Here is a 22679-nt window from a genome sequence, read left to right as displayed (position 1 = left end):
CGTGGGGCATGATGCGAGGCGTGACCGGACGACTGATGCTCCTCGACACCGCCTCGCTCTACTTCCGCGCCTACTTCGGCGTCCCGGACTCCGTGAAGGCCCCGGACGGCACGCCGGTGAACGCCGTGCGCGGACTGCTCGACTTCATCGACCGCCTGGTCAAGGACCACCGGCCGGACGAGTTGGTGGCCTGCATGGACGCCGACTGGCGCCCGAAGTGGCGGGTCGACCTGATCCCCTCCTACAAGGCGCACCGGGTCGCGGAGGAGCGCCCGGTGGGACCGGACGAGGAGGAGGTGCCGGACACGCTCTCGCCGCAGGTGCCGGTGATCGAGGCGGTGCTGGACGCGCTGGGCATCGCACGGGTGGGGGTGGCCGGCTACGAGGCGGACGACGTGATCGGCACGTTCACCGCGCGGGCGACGGGCCCGGTCGACATCGTCACCGGCGACCGCGACCTGTATCAGCTGGTGGACGACGCGCGCGGGGTGCGGGTGCTCTACCCGCTCAAGGGGGTCGGCACGCTCCAGACGACCGACGAGGCGTGGCTGCGCGAGAAGTACGGCGTCGACGGGCGCGGTTACGCCGATCTGGCGCTGCTGCGCGGCGACCCGAGCGACGGACTGCCGGGGGTGCCGGGCATCGGGGAGAAGACGGCGGCCAAGCTGCTGGCCGAGTTCGGCGACCTCGCCGGGATCATGGCGGCGGTCGACGACCCGAAGGCGAAGCTCACCCCCGCGCAGCGCAGGCGGCTGGACGAGGCGCGACCGTACGTCGCGGTCGCCCCCGATGTGGTCAGGGTCGCCGGCGACGTGCCGCTGCCCGACGTGAACGTTTCTTTGCCCCACGCGCCACGGGACGGGGCGACACTGGAGGCGCTCGCGGAGCGCTGGGGGCTGGGCGGGTCACTGCAGCGCCTGCTGCTGACCCTGGGCGCCACCGGGGCGGACGGCGCGTGAGCCGCGCTCTCGCCGCACCTCGTACGGGAGAGGCGCCACCGGGGGAAGAGATGCTAACTTAGGTAAACCTAACCATAGACCACGGGAGGCCGTCATGGCAGAACGTCCGGCACGCACGCCGCGCACGCCCCACGCCGCGCAGGTCGTCCGCACCGAACGGCTGACCCCGCACATGCAGCGCGTGGTGCTCGGCGGCGAGGGCCTGGCCGAGTTCTCGGCGGGCGCCTGCACGGACCACTACGTGAAGCTCCTCTTCGGCCCCGAGGGTGTGACCTACCCCGAGCCCTTCGACCTGGAGCGGATCCGCGCCGAGTTCCCGCGCGAGCAGTGGCCCGTGACCCGGACGTACACCGTGCGGGCATGGAACCCCGAACACCGCGAACTGACCCTGGACTTCGTGATCCACGGCGACGAGGGCCTGGCCGGGCCGTGGGCGGCGCGCGTCCAGCCGGGCGAGACCGTCCGCTTCATGGGCCCCGGCGGTGCCTACGCCCCCGACACCGCCGCCGACTGGCATCTGTTCGCCGGTGACGAGAGCGCCCTGCCGGCGATCGCGGCCGCGCTGGAGTCACTGCCCTCCGGTGCGGTGGCGCACGCCTTCATCGAGGTCGACGGCCCCGAGGAGGAGCAGAAGATCGACTCCGACGTGCAGGTCGTCTGGCTGCACCGCGACGGCCGGCCCGTCGGTGAGCGGCTGGTCGAGGCCGTGACCGCGCTGGAGTTCCCCGAGGGCCGCGTGCACGCCTTCGTGCACGGCGAGGCGGCGGCCGTGAAGGAGCTGCGCCGGCTGCTCCGCGTCGAGCTGGCCGTGCCGCGCGAGGATCTGTCGATCTCCGGCTACTGGCGGCTCGGCCACAACGAGGACGGCTGGCAGGCCTCGAAGCGGGACTGGAACGCGCGCGTGGAGGCCGAGCAGGAGGGCGCGGCACCGGCCGCGTAGCCCGCTCCGGGGGAGCGTGAGGACTTGGGCCCGCCCCGGACACGGCGGCGTGACACCTGCGAAACAGGGCGTCCCTAATTTCTGTCGCCCGACAGGAATTCGCGCCCAAGGCAGGTGCCGCCGTGACCACCAGCTCCCCCGCCGACGTACGCCCCGACCCGCCGCACTCCCCCGCCCACGCCCCCGCCCCGGACGACCGCTCCCTCGCCGAGTTCGGCTACCGCCAGGAACTCCACCGCAGTCTGGGCCGCTACGCCTCGTTCGCCGCCGGCTTCTCCTTCATCTCCGTCCTGACGACGGTCTTCCAGTTCTTCGCCTTCGGGTACGCGTTCGGCGGCCCCGTCTTCTTCTGGGCCTGGCCGGTGGTGCTGATCGGGCAGCTGCTGGTGGCCGCCTGCTTCGCGGAACTGGCGGCCCGCTATCCGATCTCCGGCGCGATCTACCAGTGGTCGTCGCGGCTGTCGACGCCGTCGTTCGGCTGGTTCGCCGGCTGGATCATGGTCATCGGGCAGATCGTCGTCGTCGCGGCCGCCGCGCTCGCCCTGCAGATGGTGCTGCCGGCGATCTGGTCCGGCTTCCAGCTGATCGGCACCGACCCCTCGCCCGTCTCCCCCGACGGCGCGGCCAACGCGGCCCTGCTCGGCGTGGTCCTGCTGGTCCTGACCACCCTCGTCAACGTCGTCGACAACCGGGTGATGTCGGTGATCAACCGGGTCGGGGTGACCGCCGAGATCATCGGCGCGGTCCTCATCGTCGTCCTGCTGCTCACCCACTCCGAGCGCACGCCCGGCATCACCTTCCACACCACGGGCGCCGCCCAGTCGGGCCTGTTCGGGGCACTCGCGGTGGGCTCGTTCACCGCCGCGTACGTGATGATCGGCTTCGACAGCGCGGGCGAGATGAGCGAGGAGACCCACCACCCCCGCCGTACGGCGCCCCGCACGATCCTCACCGCGCTCGGCGCCGCCGGGCTGCTCGGCGGGCTGATCGTGCTCGGCGGACTGCTCGCCGCGCCCAGCCTCACCGACGGGCACCTCGGCGTCGACGGACTGTCCTACGTCCTGACCAGCAGCCTCGGCGACGGCGTCGGCAAGGTGCTCCTCGCGGACGTGGTGGTGGCGATCGCCGTGGCCACGCTCGCCATCCAGACGGCGGCCTGCCGGATGCTGTTCTCCATGGCCCGCGACGGTCAGCTCCCGTTCTCCGCGCGCCTGGCCCGGGTGAACCCGCGCACCGGCATGCCGAGCGCCCCCGCCCTCGTCGTCGGCGTCCTCGCGGCGGCCCTGCTCCTGCTGAACTTCGCCTCGCCGGACGCCTTCCTGGCCATCGGCACCACCTGCATCGTGATGCTGTACCTCGCCTACGCGATGGTCACCGGCCCGCTGCTGGTGCGCCGGCTGCGCGGCGGGTTCTCCTCGGCCGGCACCGACGAGCGGGGCGCCCCGCTGTTCTCGCTGGGCCGCTGGGGCATCCCCGTCAACGCCCTCGCCCTGCTCTACGGCCTGCTGATGACCGTCAACCTGGCCTGGCCCCGCGCGGCGGTGTACGACCCGGCGGGCGGCCACTGGTACTTCCAGTGGTTCACCGTGCTGTTCCTGCTGGTCACGGTGGTGGCCGGCCTCCTCTACCGGACCCTCGGCCGTCGCGGCCTCCGCGTGGAGTGAGCGCGAGAGCGACCGCGGCACAGCGATGCCCCGCCGTTGGCGCTGTCCATCGGGCGGGGCATCGGTGCGTTCAGCGTGCGCAGCCAGCAGCATGCGTGAACGGTGATACGAGCAGACTATGCGCCCCCACTGACAGCGCCCTCCGTCTCCCGCCCGTGCGCCCGCATGCCGACCTCGTCGGTCAGCAGCGTCACGTCCAGGGTGGACGCCCCGATGGTGACGGCCACCACCCCGTGGCACCGCGAGTTCGGATCGTCCGCCGTGACGTCCCCGTGGCACCCGCCGGCCACGTACGCCGCCTGCGCGGCCTTCATCCTGGCGATCTGGGCCCGCGCCTTCGGGTACGCGCCGCCCGACCGCTCGATCGCCGCCTCCAGGCCCGCGACGACCTTCATGACGGCGCGCGCGTAACCGGCGCAGGCGTCGCTCGACGGCGTCCGGCAGGCCGACGTGCCCTCGCCCCGCTTGCCGGTGGCGGCTTCGAGCCTGGGCCCCCAGACAGGGCGCAGCAGCATCCCCGGTGTCGCCGAAGGTGTCCGCGCCGCAGGGCCGGTACCGGGCTCGGCGTCCGTGTCACCGCTCCCCCCGGAGCAGCCCGCGAGAGCGAACACGACGGCGAGCAGGACAGCGGTGGCGGTCTGGCGCATGGGTCCCCCGGGCGAGCGTGGCCGAGGTCGCATCATGCGCCGTGCATGCCCCTGATGGGGGTGTGCGCCCGGGTGATGACCACGATCGGGTGATGGCCCTCAGTCGCCCTGCACGCGCGCGTGGAGATGCATGTCGTGCCAGCCGTCCCGGTGCAGGGCGGCGCTGCGCCTCGTGCCCTCCAGGACGAAGCCGGCCTTCGTCGCGACGCGGCAGGACGCCTCGTTGGCGGTGGCGTGCGACAGCTCCAGGCGGTGGAAGCCGATCTCGTCGAGGGCCCAGTGGGCGAGCGCCACCGTGGCGCGGGCCGCCGTGCCGTGGCCGCGGGCCTCCGGAGCGGTCCAGTACGCCACCTCGGCCGTCCCCTCGCCCAACGCGATCTCGCGCAGCGCCACCCGCCCCCGGATGCGGTCGGTGTTCGCGTCGGCGACGGCCCACTGGGCGTCGCGCTCACCGCTCCAGGCCCGCTGCCACTCCTCGATCCACCCGGCGACCTCCGCCAGGGACTCGGCGGCCCTGAGGTGCCACTGGTGGATCAGCGGATCCTGGAAGACGGCGTGCACGGCGGGGGCGTCCTCCGCCCGCCACGGACGCAGAACGAGTCCGTCCCCGGTGGGCAGGACGGGCTGCGGGGCGGCGGACAGCGTTCCGGCGGGCAGCACCGTGGCGGCGGTGTACGGCATGGGGCGCATCCTGCCAACGGCACCCGTCCCGGCCAACGGGTTTTCCGATGCCCTCGTACCCTGGACCCCGATGAGACGCCGCACCCCTCCCCCGCCCTCCCCTCTGCCCCAGCGCGACGGGATCGATCCGGTGCGGGTGCGGTTGCCGGGCGAGGGGCGGTGGGCCACCGTGCGGGACCACTTGGTGGAGCGGCTCAGCGGGGCGGGCGCCGGAGTCGTCGACGGGATGCTGCGGGCCGGGCTGGTGGTCGGCGCCGACGGGGCGGCGGTGCCGCCGGACGCCCCGTTCGTGCCGGGCATGTTCGTGTGGTTCCACCGGGAGCTGCCCGCCGAGGTGCCGGTGCCGTTCCCCCTGGAGGTCGTGCACCGCGACGAGCACATCGTCGTCGTGGACAAGCCGCACTTCCTGGCCACCACCCCGCGCGGCAGCCATGTCACCGAGACCGCGCTGGCCCGGCTCCGGCGGGAGCTCGGCATCCCCGCCCTGGGCGCGGCACACCGCCTGGACCGGCTCACCGCAGGACTCCTGCTGTTCACGGTGCGGCCCGAGGAGCGCGGCGCCTACCAGACGCTGTTCCGCGACCGGCGGGTGCGCAAGGTGTACGAGGCCGTCGCCCCCTACGATCCGGCGCGGGCCTGGCCGGTGACCGTGCGCAGCCGGATCGTGAAGGAGCGCGGCACGCCGGCCGCGTTCGAGGTGCCGGGGGAGCCGAACGCGGTCAGCGACATCGAGCCGGTCCAGCACCGGCCGGACGGGCTGGCCCGCTACCGGCTGGTCCCGCACACCGGTCAGACCCATCAGCTGCGCGTCCACATGAGCGCGTTGGGCGTGCCGATCCTGGGCGACCCGCTCTACCCGGAGGTGGCCCCGCCCGGGCCGGCCGGTGACTTCCGGCGCCCGCTGCAACTCCTGGCGCGGGAGCTGGAGTTCACCGATCCGGTCACCGGGGCGCACCACCGGCTGCGTAGTGGCAGGGAGCTGGAGTCCTGGGTGGCGTACGCCCGTTGGGCCGGTTAGCCGCCGGGGCGGCGGCTCAGTAGCCCCGCCACCAGATCAGGAACCGCTGCCAGGCGCCGGGGCGGCGGACCGGCTGCTCGGGGACGGCCGGTGCGGGCTGCGGGGCGGCCGTCGGCTCGGGCGCGGGGGGCGCCGGCCGGGGGTCGATGGTCAGCGGACGGAAGGCGCGCTGCGGCGGGACCGACGCCGCGTGGGTCGGCTTCAGCTTGACGTCCTGCTGGGGCTTGGGCTCGAAGTGCGCCGGCAGCGCCACCAGTTGCCGGGAGGCGATCGACGTCGTCCAGCGCAGTTCGTCCTCGTCGCAGGCGAGCTGGATGTCCGGCAGCCGGGACAGCAGCGCGTCGACCCCGACGTCGGCGATGGCGCGCCCGATGTCCTGGCCGGGGCACTCGTGGGGGCCACGGCCGAAGGCGAGGTGGGAGCGGTTGCCCCGCATGTGGGCGGAGAGGTCGGGGCGCACCCGGGGGTCGACATTGGCGGGGGCCGGCGCGAAGAAGAGCCCGTCACCGGCGCGGATGCGCTGGCCGCCCAGCTCGGTGTCCTGTTTGGCCATGTAGCCGAAGATCGTGCTGAACGGCGGCTCGTCCCACAGGGACTGCTCGACCGCCTCCGGCACGGTCATCTCGCCGCCGTTGAGGCGGGCGACGAAGCGCGGGTCGGTGAGGACCATGCGCAGGACGTTGGAGAGCAGGTTGACCGTGGCCTCGTAGGCGGCGAAGAGCACCAGCCGCAGGTGCTCTCGGACCTCGTCGTCGCTCAGCCCGGCCGGGTGGGCGATGAGATGGCTGGTGAAGTCCTCGGCGGGTGCGGCGCGGCGGCGCACGGTGAGCCGGCTCAGCGCCTCGACGACGTACGCGTGGCTCTCGACGGCGGTCTCGCTGCCCTTGAGCGCGTCCCGGGCGCAGGCGACCATCTTGTCGTCGTACTCGTCGGGCATGCCGAGGAGCTGGCACATCACCGCCATGGGGAGGTGCTCGGCGAACTGGCCGACGAGGTCGGCCCGGCCCTCCTCGCAGAAGCGGTTGACCAGGGTCTGCGTGGCCCGGTAGATGTACCGGCGCACACTGCGCTCGTCGAGGGTCTCCATGGCCGCGGTGACCGCGCCGCGCAGCCGCTTGTGCTCCTCGCCCTCGGCGTGGGCGCAGATCGGCTGCCAGGCGATGTGCGGCATGTACGGGTGGTCGGGCCGGACGCGGCCCTCGCGCTGCGGCGTCCAGATACGGGTGTCCTTGGTGAACGTCGAGGGCGTCCGCAGCATCTGGAGGTTCTCGGCGTGGCCGAGCACCATCCACATCGGCAGGTCGTCGTGGAGCAGGACCGGGGCCACGGGGCCGTACTGCTCGCGCAGTTGCTCGTACAGCTCACCGAGGTCCTCCGCGCCGGGGCCGTACAGCCGGGCCAGTCCGCCGGTGCCGGTGGCATGGGCGGGGCAGCCTGGCGGGGGGTCCAGGGCGAGGTCGTGGGGTCCGGTCGTCGTGGGGTGTTCAGGGGTCACAGGGGTCGCTCCGCAACTGGGGGATTCGTCGTCGGGGGGTGGGCAGGGGAGGGGGCCCTAGGTGAGGCCGCCTCTGAGCGAGAGGGCGTGCAGGAACCGCATCAGGGTCATCAGGACGTCGCGGCTGGAGGCGCGGCGGCGGGCGTCGCACTCCACGATCGGCACGTCCGGGGCGAGGTCGAGGGCGGCCCGGAGGTCCGCCAGGGAGTAACGGGGGCCGTCGGGGAAGGTGTTGACGGCGACGACGAAGGGCACTCCGCCCTCCTCCAGTCGGCCCATGACCTCGTAACTGACCTCCAGGCGGCGGGTGTCGACCAGGACGACCGCGCCGAGGGCGCCTTCGAAGAGCCCGTTCCACAGGAACCAGAAGCGTTCCTGGCCGGGGGTGCCGAAGAGGTAGAGCACCACCTGGTCGGTGATGCGGATGCGCCCGAAGTCCATCGCCACGGTGGTGGCGGTCTTGGTGGCGGAGCCGAAGTCGTCGTCGACCCCGATACCGGCCTGCGTCATGGTCTCCTCGGTGGTCAGCGGTTTGATCTCGCTGACGGAGCCGACCATGGTCGTCTTCCCGACGCCGAAGCCACCCACGATGACGATCTTCGCCGCGGCCGTGGTGGTCTGCGGGAAGCTGGTCCTCGACCCGTGGGCCGGGGACCAGGTCAGAGCCTTTGAAGTCCATGCATCACCGCTTCGAGCAGGGATCGGTCGGGGAGCTTCTGGCGGACGATCGGGGCGCGCGCCTGTACCAGTTCGGCCGCCAGCATCTCGGTGAGCAGGACGGTCACCACCGTGAACGGCAGGCCGAGGTAGGCGGACACCTCGGCCACCGACAGGGGGGCGGAGCACATCCGCAGCAGCACGGCCTGTTCCGGGGTGGCGGACGACGGGGGGTCGGCACACGCCACGATCAACGTCACCAGGTCGAGCGGCGCCCGCTCGCCGTCGGGTCCCGTGATCGTGTAGAGCCGGTCGGGCTTCTTCTCCCGGTCCGCAGGGGACGCGGCGGGCGGGGCCGGTGCGGGGGGCGGGAGCGCCAGGGGCTGGCGCCGCCGGCGTTGCGGAGGCGTCATACGGTCAGGCCGTTGCGGCGGGGCGGACTGGTCAGATGGGCCCCGATACGGACGACGAGGTCGCGCATCGAAGCGCTCATCCGGCCGGGTTCGCAGCACACGTCGGACAGCACGGCGAGATAGGCGTTGGCGCCGGCGGACATCATGTAGAAGTAGCCGCCGTCCATCTCGATCATGATGAGGTTCATGTCGCCCTCGACGCACTCCATCTCCTGGGCGATGGCGGTGGCGAGGCTCTGCATGCCCGCGCAGGCGGCCGAGACGCGGTCGGCGGCGTCGGGTTCACCGGCGTAGCGGGCGATGCGCAGGCCGTCGGAGGAGAGCACGACGATCATCTCGATGCCGGGGACGCCGTCGTAGAGCTCCTTGAGCACCCAGTCGAAGTTCTGGCGCTGCTGGATCACGTGAGGTCCCCTTCGTCGTCGGCCTCGGGCGGCTTGGGCTTGTCCTGGATCAGGTGCAGGTATGCGGTGGGGTTGCGGGTGAAGTCGGTGGGGTGGACACCCGGCGGGGCGATCTTCTTCAGGCCCTCCCAGAAGGCCTCGAAGGCCACTCCGGGTTCCTGCTTCTTCTTCTTGGGCTTCGGCGGTTCGGGCTGCGCCTGCGCGAACGGGTCGGGCCTGCCCTCGCGTTCGGCGCGTTCGGCGGCCTCCTGCGCGGCGTACGCCTCGGCGTAGCGCTGGCTGATCGGGATGATCGCCTTGGAGCGGCGCTGCGGCAGGCCCTTGTCGGTCCACTCGGTGATGACCGGCACGTCGTCCTCGAGGGAGACGTGGGCCGGGATCTTCGGGTTGGTGGGCCGGCGCCGCTTGGGCGGGCGCTTGGGCCCCTCGAGGTTGTTCAGGTCGATCTGCGCGGCGGCGGCGCCGATGCCGTGGGCGTAGCCGGGTGCCGGCTCGGAGGTCATCATCTCGCGGGGCACGACGAGGACGGCGCGGACCCCGCCGTACGCCGATGTGCGCAGCGACACCTGGAGGTTGAAGGAGGTGCACAGCCGGCCGACGACGGCGAGGCCGAGGCGCGGGGCACCGCCGAGGTCCTGCATGGTGACGCCGCGCATGGCGTCGTCGAGCATCTTCTCGGTCTTGGCGCGGGACTCCTCGCTGAGGCTGACGCCGGCGTCCTCGATCTCGATGGCGATGCCGGTCTGCACCTCGATGGCGTTGACCTGCACCTTGGCGCTCGGGGGTGAGAACCGGGTGGCGTTGTCGAGGAGTTCGGCGATCGCGTGGATGAGCGGTTCGACGGAGATGCCGCGGATGTTGACCTTGGCGATGGAGTTCAGCTTGATGCGGGGGTACTCCAGGATGCGGGACATGCCGCCGCGCAGCACGCTGTAGAGCGGGACGGGCGCGGGCCAGCTGCGGCCGGGGCGGCCGCCGCCGAGAACGCCCATGGAGTCGGCGAGGCGGCCGATCATGGAGGTGCCGTGGTCGATGCGGAGGAGGTCGTCGAAGACCTCGGGGTTGCGGCCGTGGTCCTCCTCCATCTCCCGCAGTTCCGCGCACTGCTGATGGACGATCGCCTGGACACGGCGGGCGACGTGGGCGAAGGCGCGCTGGACGGAGTCGCGCAGGGCGTTCTCGTAGTCGAGGGCGTCGAGGAACCGTTTGACGAGGACGCGCTGTCCGTCGTCGATCTCGTGGAAGAACGGCTCGCGTTCCCCCAGGTGGTGCATCACCTCCTCGGGGGAATTCCCGCCGCGCAGCCACTCCACGGCGAGGGGCACCAGTTCCTTGGCGATGAACCTGTTCTCGTCCTGCTGGGCGGCGAGGCGCCGCTCCAGGTGGGCGACGCGCTGCTCCGAGGCGGTGCGCAGTTCCCAGAGCCGGCGACAGCGGGCCCGGGCGTCGGCCCCCACCGCGGTGATGAGCAGGGTGGCCACTGCTCCGCAGACGCCGACGGCGAGCCGCGCCTGCCCCGCCACCAGGGCGACGGCGGCTCCGGTCACCGCGGCCATCACTATCGCCGGCAGCAACAGCAGGCGGGCGAAGGAAAGTTCTCGGCGACCGGGTGGGGACTGAACGCTCACCATGTGGGCACCCTCTGTAGGGATCTGTCGGTATCTTCGGAGCAAAAGGGAACAGGCGCACGAATACACCGCAACTCGGTGCGCCGCGGGCGAGCTTAGTCCGACCGGATCATCGCCGTGTCATATTCGGCAACCCTCTGAAACCGGCCGTGCGAGTGGAGTAACCTCGGCCCCATTTGCACACTCGGGCACCGGTCGAACGCACACAGTGACCAAGGACAGGCGTGCGACAACCGGCCCACCCGGACGGGTGAACCGTCACTCCACGCCGGTGTTCAGACCCCTGTGATGCGCAGGGCCGCGTCGGCGGTGGCCCGGGCGAAGTCGGAGACGGGCCGCTCCGGATCCGAGCGGTGGACCAGGATGACACCTTCGATGAGACCGAACACGAGATCGGTCCGCAGGTCCAGCTCACCCTTGGCGAGAGCACCGCCCGCCGGTGTCGCGGCGATCAACTGCCGGTAGGCGTCCTTGAGTTCGGCGCGCACCGCATGGAATCCTGCGAACCGCTCGGTACGCACCTCGGGCAGCAGGTACAGCCCGCCGAGGTTGTGCGACCCTCCGCACAGCAGCTCCACGTCGGTGCGGCACAGCTCCCACAGCCGCTCCTCGGCCGCCCGCCCGTCCTCGGCGAGCAGCGCGCGGGCGTACGCCAGCGACGGCGTGACGGTGGACTCCAGCAGGGCGGCGAGGAGTTCCTCCTTGCCGGAGACGTAGTGGTACATGGAGGCCTGACGCATCCCGGCCCGCTCGGCGACGGCGCGGGTGGTGGTGGCCGCGTAGCCGTTCACGGTGAACAACTCCGCGGCGGCGGCGAGCAGTTCGGCGCGCGGTTCCAGACCGCTGTCCGGTCGCTGCGCGGCCCGCGGCCTGCCGACCCGGCGCCCGCCGGTCCCCTTGCTCGTCCCCATGCGTTCGATCCTCGCACACCGCGCCGGACGGCGATCTTCGTGAGGGCCCGGTAACCGAGCGGCAACACCCGGGCAATGCCCGCGACCCGACCCGCCCCTAATTTCTGTCGAGCGACAGAAATTACCTCTTCCCGGCAGCCGGAGGTCCACGATGGCGGCGACAGCGACCACGCACGGAGCACGCGCCCACGCCCGCGCCCAGGAGGGCACCCGGGCCGAGGCCATGCCCGTCGTCCCGGCGGCCGACTGGCCGGCCCCGCCCTGCGAGGCGGGCCACCTGGTGTGGGCCGAGACCGTGGCGGGCGGCAACTACACCCACCGGGTCCTCGCCCGCGGCACCGAACTGCGCCTGACCGACCTGCACGGCGACGCCTGCGCCCATCTGCTGCTCCATGTGGACGGCCGCCCCTGGGAGCGGCTGAACGTCGCCGACACGGTCAAGGTCCAGTGGAACGCCTACCTCGGCGAGGGCGTGCTCCTCCTCTCCGACCAGGGCCGCGTCCTCGCCTCCCTGATCGCCGACACCTCCGGCCGGCACGACGCCCTCGCCGGCACCTCCACCCTGGCCCGCAACACCGCCCGCTACGGCGACGGCACCCCGCAGGGCCCCGCCCCGGCCGGCCGCGAGCTGTTCAAACTGGCCGCCGCCAAGAACGGCCTGGAACCCCGCGACCTGCCGCCCTCCCTCTCCTTCTTCCAGGGCGTCGCCGTACGCGAGGACGGCACCCTCGACTTCACCGGCTCGTCCGGCCCCGGCGGCAGCGTCACCCTGCGCGCCGAACAGGACCTCACCGTCCTGATCGCCAACGTCCCGCACCCGTGCGACCCCCGCCCCGACTACACCTGCACCCCGCTGGAGGTCCTCGCCTGGCGCGCGGCACCCACCCGGCCCGGCGACCCCCTGTGGGACGCCACCCCCGAAGGCCGCCGCGCCTTCCTCAACACCGCCGAATTCCTCACCGCGAGGGGGCTCGCATGAAGACCGCCGTCCCGGCCCGCACCACCGTCGTCCCGGCCCGCGCCGCCTGGTCAGCCGTCGTCCGCGAGGGCGAGACGCTGACCGTCACCGACCTGCACGGCAACCAGGCCGTCGACTTCCTCGTGTACGACGCCCACGACACGTCCGTGCGCTACAGCGCCCCCGACACGATCCACGCCCAGGGCGGCATCTTCCTCACCACGGGCAGCGTGCTGATGTCCAACGAGCACACCCCCCTGATGACGGTGACCGCCGACGCGGTGGGCCGCCACGACACCGTCGGCGGCGCCTGCTCCAAGGAGTCCAACACCCTGCGCTACGGCCACCACACGTACGCCCAGCACGCGTGCGTGGACAACTTCCTCGCCGAGGGCGCCCGGTACGGCCTCGGCAAGCGGGACCTGGTCTCCAACATCAACTGGTACATGAACGTGCCCGTGGAGAAGGACGGCACCCTCGGCATCGTCGACGGACTCTCCGCCCCCGGCCTCTCCCTCGCCCTGCGCGCCGAACGGGACGTCCTCGTCCTGGTCTCCAACTGCCCCCAGATCAACAACCCCTGCAACGGCTTCGAGCCGACCGCGGTGGAGATGACGATCACGGGGAGCCCCGCATGACCTTCACCAAGCTCCTCGTCGCCAACCGCGGCGAGATAGCCGTCCGCATCCTGCGCACCGCCCGCGAACTCGGCCTCGCCACCGTCGCCGTGTACTCCGACCCCGACCGCAGCGCCCCCCACGTCCGGCTCGCCGACGAGGCGGTACGGCTCGGCCCGGCGCCCGCGAAGGAGTCGTACCTCGACGCCGACCTCGTGCTGAAGGCCGCCAAGGACACCGGGGCGGGCGCGATCCACCCCGGTTACGGCTTCCTCTCCGAGGACGCGTCCTTCGCCCGTCGCTGCGCCGACGCCGGGATCGTCTTCGTCGGACCGACACCCGAGCACCTGGAGCTGTTCGGCGCCAAGCACACCGCCCGCGCGGCGGCCGAGGCGGCCGGGGTGCCCCTGGCACCCGGCACCGGACTCCTGCCGGACCTCCCCGAGGCCCTCGCCCGGGCCGAGACCGTCGGCTATCCGGTCATGCTCAAGGCCACCGGCGGCGGCGGAGGCATCGGCATGTCCGCCTGCCGCTCCCCCGAGGAACTCACCGACGCCTGGGAACGCGTCCAGCGCGTCGCCGCCGCCTCCTTCTCCTCGGCCGGCGTCTTCCTGGAACGGCTCGTGGAACACGCCCGCCATGTCGAGGTGCAGGTCTTCGGCGACGGCGAGGGCGGGGTCGTCACCCTCGGCGACCGGGACTGCTCCCTGCAGCGCCGCAACCAGAAGGTCCTGGAGGAGGCCCCGGCCCCCGGCCTGCCCGACCGCGTGCGACGGCGCCTGGCCGCCGCCGCACGCGACCTGTGCGCCTCGGTCGGCTACCGCTCCGCCGGCACCGTCGAGTTCGTCTACGACGCGGCCCGCGAGGAGGCCTGGTTCCTCGAGGTCAACACCCGCCTCCAGGTGGAGCATCCGGTCACCGAGGAGATCTACGGCGTCGACCTCGTCGCCTGGATGCTGCGCCTGGCCCGCGGCGAACGGGACGTCGTGCGCGACCCCGGACCCCCGCGCGGGCACGCCGTCGAGGCCCGTCTCTACGCCGAGGACCCGAGCCGCGACCACCGGCCCGGCGCGGGCCTGCTGACCCGGGTCGAGTTCCCGGTCGGCGTCCGTGTGGACGGCTGGGTGGAGACCGGCACCGAGGTGACGACGTCGTACGACCCGATGCTCGCGAAGGTGATCGCCCACGGCGCGGACCGCGCCGAGGCGCTGCGCCGGCTGGACGAGGCGCTGGAGCACACCCGTGTCGACGGCATCGAGACCAATCTCGGGCTGGTGCGGGCCGCGCTCGCGGACCCGCGGTTCGCCGCGGCGACCCACTCCACGGCCACCCTCGCCGAGGTGCACGACCCGACCCCGCGGATCGAGGTCGTCGCCGGCGGCACCCTCACCACCGTGCAGGACTGGCCCGGCCGCACGGGGCACTGGCAGGTCGGGGTCCCGCCGTCCGGCCCGATGGACGACCGCTCCTTCCGGCTCGGCAACGGGGCGCTCGGCAACCCCGAGGGCGCCCCGGGTCTCGAGTGCACCCTCCGGGGACCCTCGTTGCGGTTCACCCACCCCACGACCGTCTGCGTGACCGGCGCCCCGGCCCCGGTGACGGTCGACGGCACGCCGGTGCCCCAGTGGGAGCCGGTGACGGTCCCGGCCGGGGCCGTGCTGGAGGTCGGCGCGCCCGACGGGCACGGACTGCGCACCTACGTCCTGTTCGCCGGCGGCCTCGACGTGCCCTCCTTCCTCGGCAGCGCGAGCACCTTCACCCTGGGCCGGTTCGGCGGGCACGGCGGACGGGCCCTGCGCACCGGGGACGTCCTGCACGGCGGCGCGGTCACCGAGGGCACCCCGGTCACCGACCGCCCGGCCTTCGGCTCCGTCTGGCACCTCGGCGCCGTCGAAGGCCCGCACGCCGCACCGGAGTTCTTCACCGAGGACGACATCCACGACTTCTACGCGGCCGACTGGAAGGTCCACTTCAACTCGGCCCGCACCGGGGTGCGGCTGGTCGGCCCCAAGCCCCGCTGGGCCCGCACGGACGGCGGCGAGGCCGGGCTGCACCCGTCCAACATCCACGACACCCCGTACTCCGTCGGCGCCGTCGACTACACCGGCGACATGCCGGTGCTGCTCGGCCCCGACGGCCCCTCGCTCGGCGGGTTCGTGTGCCCGGCGACCGTCCTGAGCTCCGAACGCTGGAAACTGGGCCAGCTCCGCCCGGGCGACACGGTCCGCTTCACCCCCGTCGACGTGCACGGCGCGGACCGCCCCGCGATCGTCGACGGCGGGATCCTCGCCCGGGACGGCGACGTCACCTTCCGCCGCAGCGGCGACGACAACCTGTTGGTCGAGTTCGGCCCGATGCAGCTGGACCTGGCCCTGCGGATGCGGGTCCACGCCCTGATGGAGGCGGTGGACGCGGCCGCCCTGCCGGGCGTCGGCGACCTCACCCCCGGCATCCGCTCCCTCCAGATCCGGACCGACCCGGCCCTGCTGCCCCAGCACGAACTCCTCACCGCCGTACGGCGGATGGCGCGCGCCCTGCCGCCCACGGACGAACTGGTGGTGCCCTCCCGCACCGTCCACCTCCCCCTGTCCTGGGACGACCCGGCGACCCGCGAGGCCATCGCCCGCTACATGGCCGGGGTCCGCGAGGACGCGCCCTGGTGCCCGTGGAACATCGAGTTCATCCGCCGCGTCAACGGCCTCGCCTCGGTCGCGGACGTCTACGACACGGTCTTCGAGGCGGAGTACCTGGTCCTGGGCCTCGGGGACGTCTACCTCGGCGCCCCCGTCGCCACCCCCCTCGACCCCCGGCACCGCCTGGTGACGACGAAGTACAACCCCGCCCGGACCTGGACGGCCGAGAACTCGGTCGGCATCGGCGGCGCCTACCTCTGCGTGTACGGCATGGAGGGTCCCGGCGGCTACCAGTTCGTGGGCCGTACGACCCAGGTGTGGTCGGCGTGGCAGCAGCGCGGCGCGTTCGAGCCGGGCTCGCCCTGGCTGCTGCGCTTCTTCGACCGGATCCGCTGGTACCCCGTCGGCGCCGACGAACTGCTCGACCTGCGCGCCGACCTGGTCTCCGGCCGGTTCGTGCCGCGGATCGAGGAGGGCACCTTCTCGCTGGCGGAGCACCAGGCCTTCCTCACCGAGAACGCCGACTCCGTCGCCCGGTTCCGGCGGCGGCAGCAGACGGCGTTCACGGCGGAGCGCGACGCGTGGGAGGCGGCCGGCGAGTTCGCCCGCGCCGATGCCGCGTCCGCGCCGCCCGCTCCCCCCGCCGAGGTCGCCGTCCCGGCGGGCGGGCGGCTGATCGAGGCCGAGTTCGCCGCGTCGGTCTGGCAGGTGAACGTGTCGCCCGGCGACGCGGTGGCGGCGGGGCAGCCGCTGCTGGCGCTGGAGGCGATGAAGATGGAGTCCAGGGTGCACGCTCCGACGGCCGGCGTGGTGGCGGAGATCCTGGCCCGCCCCGGCGACCAGGTGGAGGCGGGGACGGCACTGCTCGTCCTGGCCCCGGCCGCGAACTGAAAGAGGTACCAGGCGATGAACCAGGCTGCGCACCAGACCCCGTATCAGGGCCCGCATCAGGCGACCCGGCAGGAGATGTCCAGCACCCTGTCCCGGGTCCGTGCCGCCTACGCCCGTATCGAGGCGGTCGACCGGCCGGAGATCTGGATCGACCTGCGCCCGCGCGACGAGGTCGAGACGGAGGCCCGCGCCCTCGACGACCGCGTCGCGCGGGGCGAGCGCCTTCCCCTCGCGGGCCGTCTCTTCGCGGCCAAGGGCAACATCGACGTGGCGGGCCTGCCCACCACGGCGGGCTGCCCCGCGTACGCCTACCGGCCCGCCGACGACGCCCCCGTGGTGGCCTCCCTGCGCGCCGCGGGCGCCCTGCTGCTGGGCACGACGAACCTGGACCAGTTCGCGACCGGCCTGGTGGGCACCCGCTCCCCGCACGGGGCGGTGCGCAACGCCGTCGACCCCCTGCGCATCAGCGGCGGCTCCAGTTCCGGTTCGGCCGTCGCGGTGGCCCTCGGCCTGGTGGACCTCGCCCTCGGTACCGACACGGCGGGCTCGGGCCGGGTGCCCGCCGCCTTCAACGGCATCGTCGGTCTCAAACCCACCCGTGGCCTGGTCCCCACCGAGGGCGTGGTCCCGGCCTGCGCCTCGCTCGACTGCGTGACGGTGTTCGCCCGCACCCTGCGGGAGGCGGAGGAGGCCCTGGCGCACATGGCGACCGGCGCGGTCCCCCCGACCGTCCCCACCCGCGCCCCCGGCCCCTGGCGGGTCGCCGTCCCCCCGCTCGCCCAGCTCGGCGCACTGGACGAGGGCTGGGCGGAGGCCTACGAGGCCGCGGTGGCCGACCTCGCGGCGTCCGGGGCCGAGATCCGCCCCCTCGACCTCACCCCGTTCACCGAGGCGGCCGCGATGCTCTACGAGGGCGCCTTCGTCGCCGAGCGCTACACCGCCGTGGGTGCGTTCGTGGAGAAGCTGGTCGAGGAGGGCGCCGAAGGTCTCGACCCGACCGTCGCCGGCATCATCGTCCGCGCCCGGGACATCCCGGCCCACCGGCTCTTCGCGGACCAGGACCGGCTGGCCGCCCTGCGCACCCGCGCGCTGGCCGAACTGGCCGACGCGGACGCCCTCCTGCTGCCCACCGCCCCCGGCCACCCCACCCTCGCCGAGGTCGCCGCCGACCCCCTGGGCACCAACGCCCGGCTGGGCCGCTTCACCAACTCCACCAACCTCTTCGGCCTGGCGGCGGTGGCCGTCCCGGCCGGCGAGGTGAACGGCCTGCCCTTCGGCGTGATGCTGATCGGCCCCGCCCACACGGACGAGCGCCTGGCACGGATCGCCGGCCGGCTTTCGCCGCAGCCCCGTCTCGCGGTGGTCGGCGCCCACCTGACGGGCCAGCCCCTGAACCCCCAGCTCCTCGCCCTGGGCGCCCGGCTGGAGCGCACGACGACCACGGCCCCCGTCTACCGCCTGCACGCCCTCGACACGACCCCGCCGAAGCCGGGGCTGGTACACCGGCAGGAGGGAGGCGCACAGATCGAGGTGGAGATCTGGCGCCTCCCCGCCGAAGGGCTGGGCCGCCTACTGGCGTCCCTGCCCCGCCCCATGACCCTGGGCAGGGTGGAACTGGCGGACGGCACCGCCGTCCCCGGCTTCCTGTGCGAACCGGGCGCCCTGACGGACGCCGAGGACATCACGCGGTACGGGGGCTGGCGGGCGTACCGGCTCGATCAGCACAGCACGGTCTTGTGATAACTCCCGAAGACGCCCTCGTACACGAAGACCTGGACCGTGCCCTTGGACATGACGTAGCAGCTGCTGTCGCCGCCGTAGTCCACGATGACCTTGACGCTCATCTGGCTGGCGCACTTGTTCTGCAGCAGCACGTCGAAGCCGGCCGGCGTGGAGTACACCGTGCGGCTGACGCAGGAGGGGGCGGTGTCCCCCACGGCGGCGCTCGCGGTGGGGGCGGACAGGGCCAGACCGCCCGCGACGGCGGCGGTGACGGCCGCGCCCCGGACGAACGCTCCGCGCAGACGCGGGGACTTGGGCAAGGACACAGGCATGGGCATGGTCTCCCTCGGGTGTTCGCCGACCGCCGAGCCGTCCGCCCGGCGGTGATGAACCCGATGGTCCGGGGAGCACCTTGCGCGAACCTTGCGCGGTGCTCCCCCACCCGCTCCCGGTGTCAGCCCACCGAGGAGTAGGCGACCACCCCGCGCAGCACCTGCTCGACCGCCTTGCGCGCCGCCTTGGCCACGGTGGACCCCTCCGTCGGAGCCGCCGCGGAGATCTGTCCGAGCACGTCGATGACCTGCTTGCACCAGCGCACGAAGTCGCCGGCCGGCATCTCCGCCTCCCGCAGCACCTCGTCGAGGCCCTTCCCGGACGCCCACATGTACGCGGCCCAGGCGAACCCGAGATCGGGCTCACGCTGCCCGACCCCTTCGGTCTGATTGATCCGGAAGTCCTCCTCCAGGGCGTCCAGCCGCCCCCAGATCCGGACCATCTCGCCCAGGGCGGCCTTGGCCTTGCCGGACGGCAGCTTCGGGGCCATCGCGTCGTCCCCGACGCGCGCCTCGTACACCAGCGCGGAGACGCAGGCGGCGAGTTCGGCGGGGGCGAGCCCCTCCCACACGCCGGCCCGCAGGCACTCGCTGGCCAGCAGATCCAGCTCGCCGTAGAGCCGGGCCAGCCGCTTGCCGTCGTCGGTGACCTCGTCGCCCCGCAGATAGTCGAGTTCGGTCAGCAGCGCGACGATCCGGTCGAAGGTCCGGGCGATGGTGTTGGTCCGCCCCTCGATCCGCCGCTCCAGCTGCGAGGTGTCCCGCAGCAGCCGGTGGTAGCGCTCGGCCCACCGGGCGTGGTCCTCGCGCTCGGCGCACCCGTGGCAGGCGTGCGCCCGGATCGCCGTGCGCAGCCGCGCGATCTCGCGGTCGTCGGCGGCCTGCGACCGCCTCTTGCGGGCCCGCTCCGGCGGGATGTGCCCGGCCTTGGTACGCAGCGCGGACGCCAGGTCCCGACGGGACTGCGGTGACCGCGGGTTGAAGGACTTGGGGATCCGCATCCGCTCCAACGCCTCGACCGGCACCGGGAAGTCCATCGACGCCAGCCGCTTGACCTGCCGTTCGGCCGTCAGCACCAGGGGGCGCGGTCCGTCGTGCTGGTCGAAGCCGCGGTGCCCGTTGGACCGCCCGGCCGGCAGCCCGGGGTCCAGGACCAGCGCCAGACCGGCGTACTTGCCCGTCGGCACGTGGATGACGTCGCCCGGCTTGAGCTTCTCCAGGGCGACGGCCGCCTCGGCCCGCCGCTCGACCGCGCCCTGCCGGGCCAACTCGGTCTCGCGGTCCTTCAGTTCACGCCGCAGCCGGGCGTACTCCTCGAAGTCGCCGAGGTGGCAGGTCATGGAGGCCTTGTAGCCCTCCAGTCCCTCCTCGTTGCGCTGCACCTGCCGGGAGATCCCCACGACCGAACGGTCCGCCTGGAACTGGGCGAAGGAGGTCTCCAGCAGCTCCCTCGACCGGTGCCGCCCGAACTGCTCCACCAGGTTGACCGCCATGTTGTACGACGGCTTGAAGCTGGAGCGCAGCGGATACGTGCGGGTGCCGGCCAGTCCCGCGAGGTGGTCGGGGTTCATGGCGCGCTGCCACAGCACCACGGCATGACCCTCGACATCGATCCCGCGGCGCCCCGCACGCCCCGTCAACTGGGTGTACTCGCCGGGAGTGATGTCGGCGTGCTGCTCGCCGTTCCACTTGACGAGCTTCTCCAGGACCACCGACCGGGCGGGCATGTTGATGCCGAGCGCGAGGGTCTCCGTCGCGAACACGGCCTTGACCAGCCCGCGGACGAACAGTTCCTCGACGACCTCCTTGAACGTCGGCAGCATGCCCGCGTGGTGGGCGGCGATACCGCGCTCGAGGCCCTCCAGCCACTCGTAGTAGCCGAGGACGTGCAGGTCCTCGCGGGGGATCGCGGCGGTGCGCTCCTCGACCAGCGTGCGCACTTCGGCCCGCGCGTCCTCGTCGTTGAGCCGCAGCCCGGCGTACAGGCACTGCTGGACGGCGGCCTCGCAGGCGGCACGGCTGAAGATGAAGGTGATGGCGGGCAGCAGGCCCTCGGCGTCGAGGCGCTCGATGACCTCCGGCCGGCCCGGGGTCCACACCCGCGACCGCTGGCGCCGCTCCCGCTCCCGGTCGGCCTCACGCATGGTTCGGCCCCGTCTGCGGTCCTGGTAGGAGGGCCGGCTGGCCTCCATCCTGGCCAGCCGGGTGAGATCGGGGTTGACCGCCCTGCGGTGGCCCTCGCCCTCCTCGAACAGGTCGTACATCCGGCGTCCGGCCAGCACGTGCTGGAACAGCGGCACGGGCCGGTGCTCGGAGACGATCACCTCGGTGTCGCCGCGGACGGTGTCCAGCCAGTCGCCGAACTCCTCGGCGTTGGACACGGTCGCGGAGAGCGAGACCAGGGTGACCGACTCGGGGAGGTGGATGATCACCTCCTCCCAGACGGCGCCCCGGAAGCGGTCGGAGAGGTAGTGCACCTCGTCCATCACCACGTACCCGAGGCCGAGGAGCGTCTGCGAGCCGGCGTACAGCATGTTCCGCAGGACCTCGGTGGTCATCACGACCACCGGGGCGTCGGAGTTGACGCTGTTGTCACCGGTGAGCAGGCCGACCTTGTCGGCGCCGTAACGGCGGCACAGATCGGAGTACTTCTGGTTCGACAGGGCCTTGATGGGAGTCGTGTAGAAGCACTTCTTGCCCTGTAGCAGGGCGAGGTGGACGGCGAACTCGCCCACGATCGTCTTGCCGGAGCCGGTGGGGGCGGCCACCAGGACGCCCTTGCCCGCCTCGAGTGCCTGACATGCCTCGATCTGGAAGGGGTCGAGACCGAAGTCGTACATCTCGCGGAAGGACGCGAGCGCGGTGGCCTGCTCGGCGGCACGACTGCGCGCCGCCGCGTACCGCTCGGCCGGGGAGAGGTCGTCTGTCATCGTGCTTTCGAGCGTACCGGGAGCCTGTGACAACAGGACGATCAATATCCCGATCGGTGCCGGCGAAACCTGTGATCACGCAGTTCAGGGGCCTACGGTGCGTGCTGCCCCGGCCACGGCGCGCGCCGGGACGCGAAAGCGGCCGGCCGCGCAGGGTGTGCGCAGCCGGCCGCTCGGGCGTCCGGGGATCAGGTGACGTCGTCGTATCCGTTGACGCGCTCCGGGCCCGCCTGCTCGGGCAGGGCACGGCTCGCGGAGACGGACTCGACCTCGCCGATCGCCTCGGGGGTGAGATCCAGCTCGGAGGCCTCGTCGTCGGCGGGACCCAGGGCGTCGCGCCTGCTCCTGCGACGGTCGTTCAGCAGCGAGAAGGCGGTCGCGCCGAAGTACAGGATCCAGATCGGGCCGGCGAGGGCCAGCATCGAGATGGGGTCCGTGCTGGGGGTGGCCACGGCCGCGAAGACCGTGATGCCGATGATCATTCCGCGCCACCAGCCGAGCATGCGCTTGCCGGTGACCATGCCGGTCATGTTGAGCATGACGAGCAGCAGCGGCAGCTCGAAGGAGAGGCCGAAGACCACGACCATGCGCGTGACCAGCTGCAACAGGTCGTCCAGCGGCAGCAGGTTGTTGACGCCGCCCGGAGTGAAGTCGATCAGGACCTTCGCGGTGGTCGGCAGCACCCGGTACGCGAAGTAGCCGCCACCCAGGAACAGCGGGACGCCGGTGCCGACGAAGCCGTAGGCGTACTTGCGCTCGTGCTGGTGCAGGCCCGGCGCGATGAAGGCCCACAGCTGGTAGAGCCAGACCGGCGAGGCGAACACGATGCCCGCCATCAGGGAGACCTGAAGGGCGAGCGTGAACGGCGCGAGCAGACCGTTGATCGTGATGCTCGCGCACTTGTTGACGTTGTCGCCGTCCTTGAGCGCGGTCGCGATCTGCTCGAATGTCTTCCCACAGCCGACCGAGTCGAGGATCGGCTTGGTGAGGAAGTTGATGATGTCGTTGTAGAAGAAGGCGGCCACGACCGTCACGAGCACGATGGCCAGCATCGCCTTCGCGAGCCGGTTGCGCAGCTCACGAAGGTGATCCGCGAGGGGCATCCGCCCCTCGGGGTCCTTCTCCTCCTTGCGGGCAGACTTCAGCAACCCACGTTCCCATCTCGTGCGGCGGGCCGGA

At 72.6% G+C, this 22679-nt stretch carries 18 protein-coding genes and 1 pseudogene; 8 read left to right on the top strand and 11 right to left on the bottom strand.

Annotated features, from left to right (window positions below; genetic code table 11):
* Positions 1–11 precede the first annotated feature (11 nt).
* The 3 genes from U5640_RS36010 to U5640_RS36000 all read left to right on the top strand — a co-directional run bounded on the left by U5640_RS36010 (position 12) and on the right by U5640_RS36000 (position 3563).
* On the top strand, positions 12–959 hold the full coding sequence (locus tag U5640_RS36010; protein WP_340382075.1) for a 5'-3' exonuclease: 948 nt from the start codon (positions 12–14) through the stop codon (positions 957–959).
* A gap of 94 nt (positions 960–1053) precedes the next feature.
* Positions 1054–1899 carry a siderophore-interacting protein gene (locus tag U5640_RS36005; RefSeq protein ID WP_340382073.1) on the top strand — a complete coding sequence of 282 codons (846 nt, stop codon included), beginning with the start codon at positions 1054–1056 and terminating at the stop codon, positions 1897–1899.
* 122 nt (positions 1900–2021) lie between these two features.
* Positions 2022–3563 carry an amino acid permease gene (locus U5640_RS36000; protein ID WP_340382071.1) on the top strand — a complete coding sequence of 514 codons (1542 nt, stop codon included), beginning with the start codon at positions 2022–2024 and terminating at the stop codon, positions 3561–3563.
* Positions 3564–3679: 116 nt separating this feature from the next.
* On the opposite strand, the gene U5640_RS35995 is transcribed toward U5640_RS36000, so the two are convergent.
* Both U5640_RS35995 and U5640_RS35990 read right to left on the bottom strand, forming a co-directional pair.
* The gene (locus U5640_RS35995) at positions 3680–4210 is read right to left on the bottom strand and encodes a hypothetical protein (protein WP_340382069.1); all 531 of its coding nucleotides are present in this window, start codon (positions 4208–4210) and stop codon (positions 3680–3682) included.
* A gap of 99 nt (positions 4211–4309) precedes the next feature.
* Positions 4310–4891, bottom strand: coding sequence for a GNAT family N-acetyltransferase (locus tag U5640_RS35990; RefSeq protein WP_340382067.1), 582 nt, complete (start codon positions 4889–4891; stop codon positions 4310–4312).
* A 70-nt stretch (positions 4892–4961) separates the two neighbouring features.
* On the opposite strand from U5640_RS35990, the gene U5640_RS35985 reads away from it, so the two are divergent.
* Positions 4962–5909, top strand: coding sequence for an RluA family pseudouridine synthase (locus U5640_RS35985; RefSeq protein WP_340382065.1), 948 nt, complete (start codon positions 4962–4964; stop codon positions 5907–5909).
* Positions 5910–5925: 16 nt separating this feature from the next.
* Here the strand turns inward: U5640_RS35985 and U5640_RS35980 are convergent, their stop codons facing one another.
* The 6 genes and pseudogenes from U5640_RS35980 to U5640_RS35955 form a co-directional block, all read right to left on the bottom strand.
* A complete protein-coding gene (locus tag U5640_RS35980) occupies positions 5926–7404 on the bottom strand; it encodes a cytochrome P450 (RefSeq protein ID WP_340382063.1) in 1479 nt (492 codons plus the stop codon).
* 57 nt (positions 7405–7461) lie between these two features.
* Positions 7462–8083: pseudogene (locus U5640_RS35975) on the bottom strand (ATP/GTP-binding protein).
* Positions 8064–8474 carry a DUF742 domain-containing protein gene (locus U5640_RS35970; protein ID WP_340382061.1) on the bottom strand — a complete coding sequence of 137 codons (411 nt, stop codon included), beginning with the start codon at positions 8472–8474 and terminating at the stop codon, positions 8064–8066. Before U5640_RS35970 ends, U5640_RS35975 begins: the two are co-directional and overlap by 20 nt.
* Positions 8471–8878 (bottom strand): roadblock/LC7 domain-containing protein, encoded by a 408-nt coding sequence (locus tag U5640_RS35965; RefSeq protein WP_067250463.1) that lies wholly within the window; start codon positions 8876–8878, stop codon positions 8471–8473. Before U5640_RS35965 ends, U5640_RS35970 begins: the two co-directional genes overlap by 4 nt.
* Positions 8875–10509 carry an ATP-binding protein gene (locus U5640_RS35960; protein ID WP_340382058.1) on the bottom strand — a complete coding sequence of 545 codons (1635 nt, stop codon included), beginning with the start codon at positions 10507–10509 and terminating at the stop codon, positions 8875–8877. Before U5640_RS35960 ends, U5640_RS35965 begins: the two co-directional genes overlap by 4 nt.
* 272 nt (positions 10510–10781) lie before the next feature.
* Positions 10782–11417 (bottom strand): TetR/AcrR family transcriptional regulator, encoded by a 636-nt coding sequence (locus U5640_RS35955; RefSeq protein WP_340382056.1) that lies wholly within the window; start codon positions 11415–11417, stop codon positions 10782–10784.
* A 151-nt stretch (positions 11418–11568) separates the two neighbouring features.
* Between U5640_RS35955 and U5640_RS35950 the strand changes: the two genes are divergently transcribed.
* The 4 genes from U5640_RS35950 (at position 11569) to atzF (ending at position 18256) form a co-directional block, all read left to right on the top strand.
* Positions 11569–12396, top strand: coding sequence for an urea amidolyase associated protein UAAP1 (locus tag U5640_RS35950; protein WP_340382054.1), 828 nt, complete (start codon positions 11569–11571; stop codon positions 12394–12396).
* Complete coding sequence (locus tag U5640_RS35945) at positions 12393–13013, top strand: urea amidolyase associated protein UAAP2 (RefSeq protein ID WP_340382052.1); 621 nt, start codon at positions 12393–12395, stop codon at positions 13011–13013. The genes U5640_RS35950 and U5640_RS35945 overlap by 4 nt, the downstream gene beginning before the upstream one ends.
* The gene (locus U5640_RS35940; protein WP_340382050.1) at positions 13010–16516 is read left to right on the top strand and encodes a 5-oxoprolinase/urea amidolyase family protein; all 3507 of its coding nucleotides are present in this window, start codon (positions 13010–13012) and stop codon (positions 16514–16516) included. Before U5640_RS35945 ends, U5640_RS35940 begins: the two co-directional genes overlap by 4 nt.
* 75 nt (positions 16517–16591) lie before the next feature.
* Positions 16592–18256 (top strand): allophanate hydrolase, encoded by a 1665-nt coding sequence (gene atzF, locus U5640_RS35935; RefSeq protein ID WP_340385538.1) that lies wholly within the window; start codon positions 16592–16594, stop codon positions 18254–18256.
* Here atzF and U5640_RS35930 read toward each other — a convergent pair.
* From U5640_RS35930 to tatC, 3 genes are all read right to left on the bottom strand, one after another.
* Positions 18235–18570: a beta-Ig-H3/fasciclin gene (locus U5640_RS35930; protein ID WP_340382048.1), complete on the bottom strand. Its 336-nt coding sequence runs from the start codon at positions 18568–18570 to the stop codon at positions 18235–18237. The genes atzF and U5640_RS35930 overlap by 22 nt on opposite strands.
* Before the next feature lie 122 nt (positions 18571–18692).
* A complete protein-coding gene (locus U5640_RS35925; protein WP_340382046.1) occupies positions 18693–21545 on the bottom strand; it encodes a DEAD/DEAH box helicase in 2853 nt (950 codons plus the stop codon).
* Positions 21546–21688: 143 nt separating this feature from the next.
* Complete coding sequence (gene tatC, locus U5640_RS35920; protein ID WP_340382044.1) at positions 21689–22648, bottom strand: twin-arginine translocase subunit TatC; 960 nt, start codon at positions 22646–22648, stop codon at positions 21689–21691.
* Positions 22649–22679: the final 31 nt, after the last annotated feature.

It is taken from the genome of Streptomyces sp. SS7, assembly GCF_037993025.1.
Lineage (GTDB): Bacteria > Actinomycetota > Actinomycetes > Streptomycetales > Streptomycetaceae > Streptomyces.
The sequence above is the reverse complement of the archived record's forward strand: the minus strand, read 5'-3'. Positions and strand labels throughout refer to the sequence as shown.